The sequence below is a fragment of the Roseovarius tolerans genome (assembly GCF_900109855.1).
Classification (GTDB): Bacteria; Pseudomonadota; Alphaproteobacteria; order Rhodobacterales; family Rhodobacteraceae; genus Roseovarius; species Roseovarius tolerans.
The window spans coordinates 274,580-288,256 of sequence record NZ_FOBO01000003.1 but is presented as its reverse complement, the minus strand read 5'-3'; the positions used below and the strand labels follow the sequence as shown (position 1 = coordinate 288,256).

Sequence of the window (13,677 nt, the reverse complement as noted above, 5' to 3'; positions counted from 1 at the left end):
TCAATGGCTTGATACGTTGCAAAAGCGCCCGCCCGAGGGGGCGGTCGGGCGCTGCGCGGCGGTGCCTGCGGCACCTTGATTCCGCGCATTGGTGCTGTACCTGCTTGGCAGCTCCAGGCCAAAACCGTTCAACCCGGCCACCAATTCGCCCCGCCTCCCTTTACGCCGCGCATCCCCTGCCTTACCTCTGGACCAAGCAGGAGACGCGCCATGACCAAGCCCCCCCTCACCCTCTACCTTGCCGCACCTCGCGGCTTCTGCGCCGGTGTGGACCGCGCGATCAAGATCGTGGAGATGGCGCTCGCGAAATATGGTGCCCCGGTCTATGTGCGCCACGAGATTGTGCATAACAAATACGTGGTCGATGATCTGCGCGCCAAGGGCGCGGTGTTCGTCGAGGAACTCGACGACTGTCCCGACGACCGTCCGGTGATTTTTTCCGCCCATGGCGTGCCGAAATCCGTGCCCGCCGAGGCGACGGCCCGACAGATGTTTTTTGTCGATGCCACCTGCCCGCTGGTCTCCAAGGTGCATATCGAGGCCGAACGCCACCATGAGAACGGGCTGCAGATCGTGATGATCGGCCATGCCGGGCACCCCGAGACGGTGGGCACCATGGGGCAATTGCCGCCGGGCGAGGTGCTGCTGGTCGAAACACCCGGCGATGTCGCCACGCTGGAAGTGCGCGACGAGACGAAACTCGCATTCGTCACCCAGACCACCCTCTCGGTCGATGACACCGCCGAGATCGTCGCCGCCCTGACCGCGCGCTTTCCCGCCATTGTCGGCCCGCACAAGGAAGATATCTGCTACGCCACCACAAACCGCCAGGAGGCCGTCAAGGCGATGGCCGAAAAGGCCGAGGCGATGCTCGTGGTTGGCGCGCCCAACTCGTCGAATTCGCGCCGTCTGGTCGAGGTCGGCGCGCGTGCCGGATGCGCTTATGCGCAGCTTGTCCAGCGCGCGACCGATATCGACTGGCGGGCATTAGACGGCATCACCTCCATCGGCATCACCGCAGGGGCGTCCGCCCCCGAAGTGCTGGTCAACGAGGTCATCGACGCGGTCCGCGCGCGCTATGACGTGACCATCGAACAGATCGAAACCGCGCAGGAAAACGTCGAATTCAAGGTGCCGAGGGTGCTTCGCGAGACGGCGTGAGCCGAAATGCTGGCGCGACCGCGCGCCGCGTGTCATCCTCTCCAGAGGGGTGAGGGGCGCGCAAATGACAGTGGCAGGAGAGGTATTCGGCACTGAGGCGCAACGCGCCCTACTGACGCGCGGTGCATACGCCTACGCCCTGCTGCGCGACGACCCGCGCTTTAGCTATTACGGACGCACCGTCGGCATCGCCACGCCCGAAAGCGGCGATATCTCCCTGCTCTCCGCGCTCACCCGGCTGCAAGGCGGCAGCGCCTACGGCCGCGTTCCCAATGCCGACCTGGCCCGCCACGTCGAGACAGCGCGCGAGCAGGGCCTCGCGATTACCGTCTACACCCGCTGGGAAGGCGGTGCGACGGTCCGCGACACTGCCCGCGCCATCCTGCGCAACCACTCCCTCCCCAATGACCTGACAGCCGAATACATCGACGCCGAAGCCCCGTCCGAGAGGCTCGCCGCGCTGGCCGAGGTGGCGCTCGCCTGCGGCGTCCTGCCGCCTGCGGGCGCGGTGCTGCGCGGGCAGGCGCGGCCCGGTCTAGGCCTCATCGCGCGCGATCAAGAGGGGCGCGCGGCCGCCTGCGCCGGAGCGGCGGCCTATGTCCATCCTGATCAGACGCTGGGCAGGGCGCAGTGCTGGTGGGGGATGCTGTCCACGCATCCCGACCGGCGCGGTGAGCGTCTCGCGCTCATTCTCGGAGCAATGGCCCTGATCCGGATGCAGGACCGCTACGGCTTCACGCAGGTCTTCACCGGGGTCGAGCCGGGCAATGCCGCATCCGAGGCGGTCTGCCGCCGCATGGGCCTTGCTCCCGCCGACACCAGCGTTCTGAGCGTGGCGGATGCGGCCCTCCTGCCGAGCGGGCGGATGACAAAGTAGCCCCGCACCCCATCCGCCCTTGCCAACCGCGCGCCACCGCGCCAGTTTGCGGCCCATGTTCCAGACCATCCCGCGCGCACCGCTGATCCTTGGCCTTGCCGGCCTCCTGCCCTTCCTCTGGGGGGCGCTGACCGTGCTTGTCCCCGACCTTGGCCTGTGGACGGCGCAAACCCTCGGCCCGCGTTTCGCCGGGCCCTATGTCATGCTCTTTTACGGCGCGGTGATCCTGTCGTTCATGTCCGGTGTGCTCTGGGGCTTTGCCGCATGGGCCACCGGCACCCTCGCCACCACCGGCTACGCGCTCTCGGTGATCCCCGCACTCTGGGCCTTCTTCATGACCGGCGGCGGGCCGACATCGGCAGGAATGAACCTGATCTTCGGCTTTGCCGGGCTTTTGCTGCTGGATCTGCAATTCGCCCGCTGGGGTCTTGCGCCCGCATGGTGGATGCCGCTACGGCTCCTGCTCAGCGCTGTGGTGATCGCCTGCCTCGCGGTCGGCGTCTTTCTCTGAGGGCCAAACATGACCGATCTGACGCTTTATTCCATGCCTTCCTCGGGCAACAGCTACAAGGTGCGGCTTCTGCTGGCGCTCGAAGGGCGGGCCTATACCCATGTGCCGATCGAGACCAACACGCAGGAGTTGGCCGAGGCCAAGGCGGCGGGGCATCTGCCGCTCGGCAAGCTGCCCGCGCTGCACCTGCCCTGCGGCACGATCCTGACGGAATCGAACGCGATCCTGTGGTATCTGGGCGCGGGCACCGGCTGGGTGCCCGAGAATGCGCTGGAACAGGCGCAGATGCTCGCCTGGATGTTCTTCGAGCAGAACCGGCACGAGCCGGTCGTCGCCGTGCGCGCCTCGCTCGCCACCTATCCGCATCTGGCACATGAGGCCACGCCCGAGCGCATGGCGGCGCTGCTCGACGAGGGTCACACGCTGCTTGGCCTGATGGAGGACGCGCTGGACGGGCAGGACTGGTTCTGCGGCCCCTCGCCCACGCTCGCCGATATCGCGCTCTACGCCTACACCCACACCGCCGGAACGCGCGGCGGCTTCGACATGGACCGCTTCCCGCGCCTCACCGCATGGTGCGCCCGCGTGGCGGCGCTGCCGGGCTATGTGGGGCTGAGCGATGGCTGATCTCTTCGCCTATACCGACGGCGCCTGCTCCGGCAATCCCGGCCCGGGCGGCTGGGGCGTGCTGATGCGCGCGATGGCAGGCGAAGAGATCGTCAAGGAACGCGAGCTTTCGGGCGGCGAGGCCGACACCACCAATAACCGGATGGAGCTTCTGGCCGCGATCCATGCGCTCGAGGCCCTGAGCAAACCCTCGGCCATCACCATCGTCACCGACAGCGCCTATGTGAAGAACGGGATCACCGGGTGGATGCATGGCTGGAAGCGCAACGGCTGGAAAACCGCCGCCAAGAAACCGGTGAAGAATGTCGAGCTGTGGCAGCGCCTGGATGAGGCGCAGAAACGCCACAACGTTAACTGGGAATGGGTCAAGGGCCATGCGGGCCACCCCGAAAACGAGCGCGCGGACGAGTTGGCGCGTGCGGGCATGGCCCCGTTCAAGCCGGGCAAATCCGGGGCATGAGCGCGCTCATCCTGCTTGATTACGCCTCGGTTCTGATCTTCGCCCTGACCGGCGCGCTCGTCGCCTCGCGGCAACAGCTCGATATCGTGGGATTTGCCTTTCTCGCCTGTCTGACGGCGGTGGGCGGCGGCACGCTGCGCGATGTGCTGCTGGATCGCAATCCGGTGTTCTGGATGGGCAACCCGGATTACATCCTGATCGCCTGCGCCGCAGCCCTGCTGGTCTTCGTGACCGCGCATCTGGTCGAGAGCCGCTATCGCTGGCTGTTGTGGCTCGACAGTTTCGCGCTCGCCGTTGCGGTGCCCGCAGGCGTCAGCGCCGCCATGGCGATGAGTCAGAGCCCGGTGATCGTGGTGCTGATGGGCATGGTCACCGGCTGCATGGGCGGGCTGATGCGCGACGTGGTGGTGGGCGAGGTGCCGCTGGTGCTGAAACAGGGCGAACTTTATGTCTCGGCGGCCTTTGCGGGTGCGCTTGGCGGTGTGGTGGCGGCACGCATCACCGACGATCTGCTGCTGATCCTCGGCATCTGCGCGGCGCTCACATGGGCCCTGCGCGCAGGCTCGCTCGCCTTCGGCTGGCGGCTGCCGGTCTACCGCGCCCGTCCACCAAGAGTGTGAGCACCGGCAGGGCGCAACCGCAACGTCACCCCGCGCTCAGCAGTTCGGGATGTTCACCGCCAGCCCGCCCAGCGAGGTTTCCTTGTATTTCTCGCTCATGTCCGCGCCGGTCTGGCGCATCGTCTCGATACAGGCGTCGAGCGGCACCAGATGAGTGCCATCGCCGCGCAGGGCCAGGGACGCCGCCGAGACGGCCTTGATCGCGCCCAGCCCGTTGCGCTCGATGCAGGGCACCTGCACGAGGCCACGCACCGGATCGCAAGTCATCCCGAGGTGATGCTCGAGCGCGATCTCGGCGGCGTTCTCGATCTGCGCGGGCGTGCCGCCCAGCACCGCCGCGAGCCCCGCCGCCCCCATGGCAGAGGCAGAGCCCACCTCGGCCTGACAGCCCGCCTCGGCCCCCGAGATCGAGGCGTTGAACTTGACCAGCCCGCCGATCGCCGCCGCCGTCAGCAGGAATTCCTCGATCTGGGCCTCATGCGCGCCCGGCACATGGTCCAGCCAGTATTTGATCACCGCAGGCACGACGCCCGCAGCCCCGTTGGTGGGCGCGGTCACCACCTGCCCACCGGCGGCGTTCTCCTCATTGACGGCCATGGCATAGGCGCTCATCCAGTCGTTGATCTTGTGCGGCGCGCTCAGGTTGGTACCGCGCTCGGCGATCAGCGCGTCGCGGATACCCTTGGCACGGCGCTTGACGCCCAAGCCGCCCGGCAGGGTGCCGTCGGTGCTCAGCCCGCGCTCGATACAGTCGTCCATCACCTGCCAGATCCGCGCCACACCCGAGCGCAGGTTCTCCGGTCCGCCACGCGCCACCTCGTTGGCGCGCTTCATCGCGGCAATGCTCTTGCCCGAACGTTCCGCCATCTCCAGCATCTCGACCGCCGACTTGAACGGGTAGGGCACCGGGTCGCCCTCGTCGGTATTGCGGCCCGCCGCCAGTTCGGCTTCGGTCATCACAAAGCCGCCACCGATGGAATAATAGGTCTCTTGCAGGATCACGTCGCCCTGCGCGTCGGTGGCCATCAGGATCATGCCATTGGCATGGCCCGGCAGATTGGGGCCGAAATCGAAGATCAGGTCGTCCTTGGGATGGAACGCCACCTCCGGCAGGCCCGGCGGCGTCACGGTATGGGTCTCGCGGATCTGCTCGAGCGTGGTCTCGGCGGCCTCGGCGTCATAGGTGTCGGGGCGAAAGCCCGCCAGCCCGAGGATCGTCGCCCGGTCGCTGGCGTGCCCCACGCCCGTAAAGGCGAGACTGCCATGCAGCGAGCCGCGCAGCCCCGCGTAGTGGAACGGCTCCGCGCGCATCCGGTCGAGAAACCGCGCGGCGGCCACCATCGGCCCCATCGTGTGCGACGAGGACGGGCCGATGCCGACCTTGAACATATCGAAGACGGATAGAAACATATGGCGCGCTCCATTCGGCCGCGGGTGGGTCGCGGGTGTTATCCCCGCATCCCCTTACAGCTACTTGTCCGAAAGCGACCGTTCAAGGGCGGCGCGCTGACATGTGGGCGGATCAGAGCGCCGCGCCCTCCGGCGGGTCCGCCGGGGTCGGGGCGGTAAAGGGCGCAGAGCCCAGCCCCTCGGCGCGGGCGGCGGCAATCGCGCTGGCGCGGGTTTCCAACGCCTGCGCCATCACCTGCAACACCGGCCAGCGGGCAAGATCGAACCAGCCGGTTTCTCCCGCCGGGTAGAGCGCCAGCCAGCGCAAGGCCGGGCCGAGATAGAGGCCGAGCACGCTGGGTTTGGCCCCGCTGAAGAGGTCGGGATGCGCCGTTGCCGCCGCCTCCAATGTGTCGAGATGGCGCGCAGCCTCGGTCTGCATATGGGTGCGCAGCCGGGCCTGCGCATCGATATCAGCACCTGCGTATTGATCGGGATAGAAGATCATCCGCATCGCCGGGTGCAGGGTATTGGACAGGAAAAACAGCCACTTGAGCAGCGTCCCGCGTGCCGGATCTTCCGGGGCGGCGGCAAGCGCGCCGTGCCGGTCGGCGAGCCACAGAAGGATCGCGCCGGTCTCGAACACCGCGCCACCCGGCGTTTCCAGCACCGGGATCAGCCCCGCCGGGTTAAGCGCCAGATAGGCGGGCGATTTCTGCGCCCGCGCGCGGCGATCGACCAGCACGGTCTCATAGGCCACACCCAGTTCCTCCAGCGCGAGGCGGATGACAAGCGAGGCGTTGTCGGGCGCATAATGCAGCCGGTAGAGCACAGTCACGTCGCCTGCCCCGGTTGCGGTGGCAGCAATTTGAGTATTTTTGCCAAAAAGAAACCCCTAGCCGTTTTTGCCGACATTTTCCGCAAAGGCAGCCTCGAACGCTGCTTTCTTCTCGGCATCGGCATCGACCTGATAGTGCGATTTCCACTGGTCATAGGGCATGCCGTAGAAGATTTCGCGCGCCTCGTCCTTGGTCATCTCGATGTCGCGGGCATGGGCGGCCTCCTGATACCAGCGGCTCAGGCAGTTGCGGCAAAAGCCCGCGAGGTTCATCATGTCGATATTCTGCACATCGGTGCGCTTTTCCATCAGATGCGCGCGCAGGGTGCGGAACGCGGCAGCTTCGAGTTCGATCCGGGTCTGGTCGTCCATGATGTATCTCCTCTGTCTTCGCTCAAGAGTAAGCGTGTTTCACCGTGGCGCAAGGGCGTCAGACGCCGACCTTGCCTGCGACTTCGGTCAGGATGGGGGCAAGGCGCGCGGCCCATGCCGCCTGTTGCGCGGGCGTCTCGATCAAGTCGTTGCGCAGCTCGATCAGAACATTGGGCCGTTCATGGGCGATGGCGTGGCGCGCGATGGCATCGCCGGGCAGATGCCCGCCATAGGGCTCGTTATCGCCAACGCAAAGATCGGGCTCCTCCCGCAGCCGCGCCAGCAGCGGGCGTGCAAGCCGCGTGTCGGCGGCATAGAGGAGCCCGATATGCCAGGGACGCGGCGGGCGGCCCTTGAACTGCGGGGTGAAGCTGTGGATCGAGACGATCACCGTGTCGTCGCGCCGCGCTGCAAGCTCCGACAGCGCGGTGTGATAGGGCCGGTAGAGACGGTTCAGGCGGCGCTCAATCTCGGGCCCATCAGCATGGCGATTGGCCGGGACCACGGTGCCGTCATAGAGCTTCATCACCAATGTGGGATCATCCTCGCCCCGGTTCGGGTCGATCACGAGGCGTGAGAAATTCGACAGGATCGCGGGGCCGTCGAGCGCCTGCGCCAGCCGCCGCGCCACCCCCGCCGCGCCCACGTCATAGGCGATGTGACGGGCCATGTCGGCAGCGGCCACGCCAAGGCAGCCGCCATTGACGAAGGGCGGCACGGTATTGGCCGCGTGGTCGCAGGTCACGAGCCAGCGTGCGCCCCGCCCGGCCCCGTCGATTTCATATGGCTGATACATCATCGTGTTGGTTTTTCCTGTCATCTTCCTCTAGGACAGTTGTGCGGCAATGTGAATTGCGCGATAAGGCGAAGGACGTGGATGTTAGCGATAACATGAGCACCTGAACGACGAGAGACGAAGGAACACAGATGAGACGCCACCGCAACGTCAAGATCGTGGCCACGCTTGGCCCCGCCTCTTCGGATTACGACACGATCCGCGCCCTGCACGAGGCCGGAGCGGATGTCTTTCGCCTGAACATGAGCCATGGCGAACATGGCGAGATCGCCGAACGCCATCGCATCATTCGCCAGATCGAAGAGGACCTGAACAGCCCGATCGCCATTCTGGCCGATCTTCAGGGGCCGAAACTGCGCGTCGGCACGTTTGCGCGCGGCGAGGAAGAGCTGGTCGAGGGCGCGGCGTTCCGGCTCGATCTTGACGAGGCCGAGGGGGACACAAGCCGCGTCTGCCTGCCCCACCCCGAGATTTTCGCGGCGCTGGAGCCGGGGGCCGACCTTCTGGTCAACGACGGCAAGATCCGCTTGCGCGTCACCGCCTGCGGTGCCGATTTCGCCGAGTGCGAGGTCGTGATCGGCGGCACGATTTCAAACCGCAAGGGCGTGAACGTGCCCGACGTGGTGCTGCCGCTCGCGGCGCTGTCCGACAAGGACCGCGCCGATCTGGAGTTCGTCTGCGAACTGGGCGTGGACTGGCTGGCGCTCAGCTTCGTGCAGCGCCCCGAGGACGTGAACGAGGCGCGCACCCTGACCAAGGGGCGCGCCGCGATCCTGTCGAAGATCGAGAAACCGGCAGCGGTGAAATGCTTTGACGACATCCTCGAGGTCAGCGACGGGATCATGGTGGCGCGCGGCGATCTCGGCGTGGAACTGCCGGTGCAGAACGTGCCGCCGATCCAGAAACGGCTGGTGCGCAAGTGCCGCGCCATGGCCAAGCCGGTGATCGTGGCGACGCAGATGCTCGAATCGATGATCGAAAGCCCGATGCCGACCCGCGCCGAGGTCTCGGACGTGGCGACCGCGATCTATGAAGGCTCGGACGCGATCATGCTGTCGGCAGAATCGGCGGCCGGGGATTACCCGGTTGAGGCGGTGCAGACCATGGACAATGTCGCCCGCGAGGTCGAAAACGACCCGACCTATCGCGAGGTGATCGAGGCCAGCCGCCGCGCCGACCGGCAGACCGTGGCCGACGGCATCGTCGCCGCCGCCCGCGAGATCGCCGAGACGACCGACATCAAGGTGATCTGCTGCTACACCGAATCCGGGACCACGGCGCTGCTGACGGCGCGCGAACGCCCCAAGGTGCCGATCATCGGCCTGACCAGCCTGCGCGGCACCGCCCGGCGTCTTGCGCTGACATGGGGGGTGCATCCGGTCATGACCGGCGAACTGACGCGATTCAAGATGGCGGTGATCAATGCGGCCCGCGCCGCGCGCGCCGAGGGCTATACCGAAGAGACCGATCAGATCGTCGTCACTGCGGGCGTGCCGTTCAACGTGCCGGGCACCACAAACATCCTGCGCGTGGCCCCCTGTCAGGAAAGTTTGATTTACGCCACCGATCCGGGGTAAGCTTGCGCAATTGACGTAAGCGATTTCTCAGAGGTGCGTAATGGATCCCGATCTTGCGATGGCTATCGGTATGGTTCTGGCAGTGTTCTCTCTTCCCGCGGTGCTCTCGGCGGTGTCTGACAGGCGCGCTCCGCGGGTTGCAATGTTCACCATTCTCGGGGCCGGAGGGCTGATCCTCTGGGCGCTCAGCAACAAGCCCGGCGGCTACAGCCTGTCGGAGTTGCCCAAGCTGCTGATCGAGGTGATCGCGCGCTATATCTGACGGCGCGGGAATTTCGCAGTCAGCCCCTTGCACAAATCAGGGTGTCCGCGTATACGGCGCGCTCTATCCGCAGACCGGCCAGACGTGGCATGCCGAGTCGTGCGGCCCTACCGACCTAGAAAAGGAGCCGGAAATGCCCAAGATGAAGACAAAGTCGAGCTGCAAGAAGCGGTTCAAGGTGACGGCGAGTGGCCGTGTTGTGGCCGCCCAGGCGGGCAAGAGCCATGGCATGATCAAGCGCAGCAACAAGTTCATCCGTAACGCGCGTGGCACCACCACGCTCAGCAAAGCCGACGAAGGTATCATCAAGCCGATGATGCCCTACGCACGCTAAGCCTTCAGGAGGATTTGAGAGATGTCACGCGTCAAAGGTGGGGTTGTTACCCACGCCCGTCACAAGAAAGTCGTCAAGGCCGCCAAAGGTTACTATGGCCGCCGCAAGAACACCTTCAAGGTGGCCGCACAGGCCGTCGACAAGGCCAACCAATACGCCACGCGCGACCGCAAGAACCGCAAGCGCAATTTCCGCGCGCTGTGGATTCAGCGGATCAACGCTGCCGTGCGCGCCCATGATGAGGCACTGACCTATTCGCGCTTCATCAACGGCCTGACCCTGGCCGGGGTCGAGGTGGACCGCAAGGTTCTGGCCGATCTGGCCGTGCACGAGCCCGCCGCCTTCGGCGCGATCGTGGATCAGGCCAAGGGTGCCCTGGCCTCCTGAGCCGGTCGCACATCGAGGGACAAGAAAAAAGACCGCCGTTCGGGAATGCCCCGGGCGGCGGTTTCATTTTGCACGCTCACGCACGTTGATCACACCCGGTGATAGGGGCTGCCTGCGAGGATCGAGGCGGCACGGTAAAGCTGTTCGCTCAGCATCACCCGGACGAGCATGTGTGGCCAGACCATCTTGCCGAATGACAGCGCGACATCGGCTTGCGCACGCAGCACCGGCGCAATCCCGTCAGCCCCGCCGATGACAAACGCCACATCGCCGCGCCCGGCATCGCGCCATCCGGCGATACGGTCGGAAAACTCGGGCGAGGACAGGACCGTGCCGCGCTCATCCAGCGCCACGATCACCGCGCCCTTGGGGATCGCGCGCTCCAGCAGGGCGGCCTCGGCCTCCATGCCGCCGCCCTTCTTGTCCTCGACCTCATGCAGGGCGAGCGGGCCAAGGCCCAGCGCCCGCCCCGTTCGGTCGAACCGGGTGATGTAATCGTCGATCAATGCGCGTTCCGGGCCGGTCCGCAACCGGCCCACCGCGCAGATATGCACCCGCATTCAGGCCTGGGTCGCTGCCGTCTGCCCGATGGGCATCCACATCTTCTCAAGCTGGTAGAACTCGCGCACTTCGGGGCGGAACACATGGACGATCACGTCGCCCGTGTCGATCAGCACCCAGTCGCCGGTATCCTTGCCCTCGGTGCGGGCCGGAACGCCGTGCTCCTGCTTGAGCCGATCCACCAGCTTCTCGGCAATCGCCGAGACCTGCCGCGACGACCGGCCCGAACAGATCACCATGTAATCACCCATGGCGGTCTTGCCCCGCAGGTCGATCTGCACGACATCCTCGGCCTTGTCGTCGGAAAGGGATTGAAGGATCGCCGCAAGCTGCGCTTCGCTATCTGCGGTCATTACGGGCGTCATCGGATACGCCCCCTGCTCAGCGGCGCCTGCCGCATGCATTGTAAAAGACAGGACATAGTCCTCCTCTCTGGCGCACCGCAAAGCCCCGGTGCCGGGCATGTATCAAAGGTAGCAAGACAAACATGACTTTTCAATGAAGCGCAACGCAGGCAGGGCCGATTACACGCGAATATGCGCCGAATTTACCTAGGTTGTGCCTGATCGCCCAACATTCGCACCTCGCGCTGCGGGAACGGTATGGAAATGTCATTGGCCTGGAACGCGTCCCAGAGTGCCAGATAGACATTGCCGCGAATGTTGGTGAGGCCGCCGGTGGGATCGCGAATCCAGAACCGCAGGATGTAATCCACACTGCTGTCGCCAAAGCCGACGATATGGCAGACCGGCGGCTTGACGCTCAGCACACGGTCGACGCTCTTGGCGGCCTCGATGGCGATCTTGCGCACCTTGTGCGGATCGTCGCCATAGGCGGTGCCGAAATAGATGTCGAGCCGCACGAAATCGTTGGAATGCGACCAGTTGACCACCTGCCCGGTGATCAGATCCTCGTTCGGGATAAGATACTCGCGCCCGTCGCGCGTGGTGATCGACACATAGCGCGCACCCAGGGAATTGATCCAGCCAAAGGTCTCGCCCAGGCTGATCACGTCGCCGGGCTTGATCGACTTGTCGAGCAGGATGATCACGCCCGACACAAGGTTCGACACCACCTTTTGCAGGCCGAAGCCAAGCCCCACACCGATCGCCCCCGACAGGACCGCAAGGCCGGTCAGATCGACACCGACGGTGCGCAGTCCGATGAAGAACGCGGACCCGTAGAGCAGCACTTGCAGGAACTTGACAACCAGCACCTGCATCGAGGGCGAAATATCGGCGTTCTTGCGCACCTGCGCCGCGCTCGTTGTCGAGATGAAGCGCGCCATTGCAAAAAGCACGCCGATCACGATCACCGCCTGCACGATCAGCCAGAGCGACAGCCGCGTCTCGCCGAACTCGAAGGCCCAGCCATCGAGCAGGGTTTGCGCCTCTTCGGTCAGGTCCAGGATGCTGAGCGTGACCCATGCCCAGGCCGCATAGCGCACCAGCGCCCGCAGGACACTGTTGCCGATCAGCCGTGTCACGACGGCGATCATCAGCCATGCAAGGGCAAGTTCGGCAAAGATCGTCAGCAGGTAGGACCGGCTGGGCCAGGTATAGGTCTGCATCAGCCAGACCAGGGGCCAGATCAGCATCACGAAAAAGATCAGCCGCAAGCGCCGGTGCAGCATGACCAGCAGGCGCATGCGCCATTTCGGCCAGCCCTCGCGCTGCCGCATCCACTCGCGGCAGATCGGGCCAAGCAGGGCATTGAGGACATGCGCCAGCCCGAAGAGGCCGACCGCAATCGCGATCTGATAGGCATTCCACGGGCGCAGCAGGCTGCGCAGGAACAGTTCCAACTGCGCCCAAAGCCCGAGCGCGATATCCTGTGTCAACGTGACGGCATCACCTTCCATACTAGACAGAGTGGCATGCCCCCCGCGCGCCCACAAGGCTGCACTGGACAAGGCGGGAAAATCCGGTTCTGTTCACCCGATCAAAGACGGAGGAGCGCCATGACCACTGCCCTGATCACCCATCCCGATTGCCTGGGGCATGAACCGCCCGAGGGCCATCCCGAACAGGTGGCCCGGCTGGAGCGGGTTCTGGCGGCGCTGGTTGAAAAGGACCTTCTGCGCGTCACCGCCCCGCTGGTGGCCGAGGACGATCTGCTGCGGGTCCATCCAAAAAGTTATGTCGAGACGATCCGCGCCGCAGCCCCTGCCGACGGACTCGTGCAGCTGGATGCCGACACATGGATGTCGCCAGGCAGCCTTGCGGCGGCGCATCGCGGTGCCGGTGGCGCGATCCGCGGCGTCGATCTGGTGCTGTCGGGCGAGGCGCATAACGCCTTTGTCGCCACCCGTCCGCCCGGCCACCATGCCGAGCGTGAAACCCCGATGGGCTTTTGCCTCTTCGGCAATGTCGCGGCGGCGGCGAAATATGCGCTCGATCATCACGGGCTGGGCCGTGTCGCGGTGGTGGATTTCGATGTGCATCACGGCAACGGCACGCAGGACCTGCTCGAGGACGAGCCGCGCGCGCTCTTCGTCTCGTCGCATCAATATCCGCTCTGGCCCGGCACCGGCGCCCCGGATGAGACCGGGCCGCATGACACCATCCTAAACGTGCCGCTCGCGCCGCGCTCGGGCAGCACCGCGTTCCGCCGCGCCTATGAGGACACGGTCTTTCCCCGCCTGCGCGCCTTCAAGCCCGATCTGATCCTCGTCTCCGCCGGGTTCGACGCGCATCGCGATGACCCGCTGGCGGAACTGACGCTGGAGACGGACGATTTCACCTGGATCACCGACCGGCTCTGCGATCTGGCGGATGATCTCTGCGGTGGCCGCCTCGTCAGCTGTCTGGAGGGCGGCTATAACCTCTATGCCCTGGCCGAGAGCTCGGCGGCGCATGTCGATGTGCTGATCAAGCGTGGCGGCGCCTGAGCGCGGCCCCCGATA

Annotated in this window: 18 protein-coding genes; 11 read left to right on the top strand and 7 right to left on the bottom strand. The window is 65.6% G+C overall.

The window, feature by feature from the left end; translation table 11 throughout:
- Positions 1 to 210: 210 nt before the first annotated feature.
- The 6 genes from ispH (at position 211) to BMX04_RS04590 (ending at position 4,256) form a co-directional block, all read left to right on the top strand.
- The gene (ispH, locus tag BMX04_RS04615) at positions 211 to 1,161 is read left to right on the top strand and encodes a 4-hydroxy-3-methylbut-2-enyl diphosphate reductase (RefSeq protein WP_074785200.1); all 951 of its coding nucleotides are present in this window, start codon (positions 211 to 213) and stop codon (positions 1,159 to 1,161) included.
- A 64-nt stretch (positions 1,162 to 1,225) separates the two neighbouring features.
- Complete coding sequence (locus BMX04_RS04610) at positions 1,226 to 2,038, top strand: hypothetical protein (RefSeq protein ID WP_074785199.1); 813 nt, start codon at positions 1,226 to 1,228, stop codon at positions 2,036 to 2,038.
- Positions 2,039 to 2,093: 55 nt separating this feature from the next.
- A complete protein-coding gene (locus BMX04_RS04605; RefSeq protein ID WP_074785198.1) occupies positions 2,094 to 2,549 on the top strand; it encodes a DUF3429 domain-containing protein in 456 nt (151 codons plus the stop codon).
- 9 nt (positions 2,550 to 2,558) lie between these two features.
- Positions 2,559 to 3,176 (top strand): glutathione S-transferase family protein, encoded by a 618-nt coding sequence (locus BMX04_RS04600; protein ID WP_083398080.1) that lies wholly within the window; start codon positions 2,559 to 2,561, stop codon positions 3,174 to 3,176.
- Complete coding sequence (gene rnhA / locus BMX04_RS04595; RefSeq protein WP_074785197.1) at positions 3,169 to 3,636, top strand: ribonuclease HI; 468 nt, start codon at positions 3,169 to 3,171, stop codon at positions 3,634 to 3,636. Before BMX04_RS04600 ends, rnhA begins: the two co-directional genes overlap by 8 nt.
- Positions 3,633 to 4,256, top strand: a complete 624-nt coding sequence (locus BMX04_RS04590; RefSeq protein WP_074785196.1) for a trimeric intracellular cation channel family protein — start codon at positions 3,633 to 3,635, stop codon at positions 4,254 to 4,256. The genes rnhA and BMX04_RS04590 overlap by 4 nt, the downstream gene beginning before the upstream one ends.
- A 36-nt stretch (positions 4,257 to 4,292) precedes the next feature.
- On the opposite strand, the gene BMX04_RS04585 is transcribed toward BMX04_RS04590, so the two are convergent.
- The 4 genes from BMX04_RS04585 to BMX04_RS04570 form a co-directional block, all read right to left on the bottom strand.
- Positions 4,293 to 5,666, bottom strand: a complete 1,374-nt coding sequence (locus BMX04_RS04585) for an L-serine ammonia-lyase (protein WP_074785195.1) — start codon at positions 5,664 to 5,666, stop codon at positions 4,293 to 4,295.
- 112 nt (positions 5,667 to 5,778) lie between these two features.
- The gene (locus tag BMX04_RS04580) at positions 5,779 to 6,483 is read right to left on the bottom strand and encodes a glutathione S-transferase family protein (RefSeq protein ID WP_074785194.1); all 705 of its coding nucleotides are present in this window, start codon (positions 6,481 to 6,483) and stop codon (positions 5,779 to 5,781) included.
- A gap of 57 nt (positions 6,484 to 6,540) precedes the next feature.
- Positions 6,541 to 6,855 carry a DUF1244 domain-containing protein gene (locus BMX04_RS04575; protein ID WP_050661662.1) on the bottom strand — a complete coding sequence of 105 codons (315 nt, stop codon included), beginning with the start codon at positions 6,853 to 6,855 and terminating at the stop codon, positions 6,541 to 6,543.
- 58 nt (positions 6,856 to 6,913) lie between these two features.
- Entirely contained in the window at positions 6,914 to 7,654 is a 741-nt protein-coding gene (locus BMX04_RS04570) for an N-formylglutamate amidohydrolase (RefSeq protein WP_074785193.1), read from the bottom strand.
- 128 nt (positions 7,655 to 7,782) lie between these two features.
- On the opposite strand from BMX04_RS04570, the gene pyk reads away from it, so the two are divergent.
- The 4 genes from pyk (at position 7,783) to rplT (ending at position 10,211) form a co-directional block, all read left to right on the top strand.
- Complete coding sequence (gene pyk, locus BMX04_RS04565; protein WP_074785192.1) at positions 7,783 to 9,228, top strand: pyruvate kinase; 1,446 nt, start codon at positions 7,783 to 7,785, stop codon at positions 9,226 to 9,228.
- Between the two features lie 40 nt (positions 9,229 to 9,268).
- On the top strand, positions 9,269 to 9,490 hold the full coding sequence (locus tag BMX04_RS04560; RefSeq protein WP_074785191.1) for a hypothetical protein: 222 nt from the start codon (positions 9,269 to 9,271) through the stop codon (positions 9,488 to 9,490).
- A 133-nt stretch (positions 9,491 to 9,623) separates the two neighbouring features.
- Entirely contained in the window at positions 9,624 to 9,824 is a 201-nt protein-coding gene (gene rpmI / locus BMX04_RS04555; protein WP_050661659.1) for a 50S ribosomal protein L35, read from the top strand.
- Between the two features lie 21 nt (positions 9,825 to 9,845).
- Complete coding sequence (gene rplT / locus BMX04_RS04550) at positions 9,846 to 10,211, top strand: 50S ribosomal protein L20 (protein WP_050661658.1); 366 nt, start codon at positions 9,846 to 9,848, stop codon at positions 10,209 to 10,211.
- Positions 10,212 to 10,300: 89 nt separating this feature from the next.
- Here rplT and rlmH read toward each other — a convergent pair whose 3' ends face one another.
- From rlmH to BMX04_RS04535, 3 genes are all read right to left on the bottom strand, one after another.
- Entirely contained in the window at positions 10,301 to 10,771 is a 471-nt protein-coding gene (gene rlmH / locus BMX04_RS04545; RefSeq protein ID WP_074785190.1) for a 23S rRNA (pseudouridine(1915)-N(3))-methyltransferase RlmH, read from the bottom strand.
- Positions 10,772 to 11,137, bottom strand: coding sequence for a ribosome silencing factor (gene rsfS, locus BMX04_RS04540; RefSeq protein ID WP_074785219.1), 366 nt, complete (start codon positions 11,135 to 11,137; stop codon positions 10,772 to 10,774).
- 182 nt (positions 11,138 to 11,319) lie between these two features.
- On the bottom strand, positions 11,320 to 12,633 hold the full coding sequence (locus tag BMX04_RS04535) for a mechanosensitive ion channel family protein (RefSeq protein WP_074785189.1): 1,314 nt from the start codon (positions 12,631 to 12,633) through the stop codon (positions 11,320 to 11,322).
- A gap of 99 nt (positions 12,634 to 12,732) precedes the next feature.
- Here BMX04_RS04535 and BMX04_RS04530 point away from each other — a divergent pair, with 99 nt between their 5' ends.
- Complete coding sequence (locus BMX04_RS04530) at positions 12,733 to 13,662, top strand: histone deacetylase family protein (protein WP_074785188.1); 930 nt, start codon at positions 12,733 to 12,735, stop codon at positions 13,660 to 13,662.
- Positions 13,663 to 13,677 lie beyond the last annotated feature (15 nt).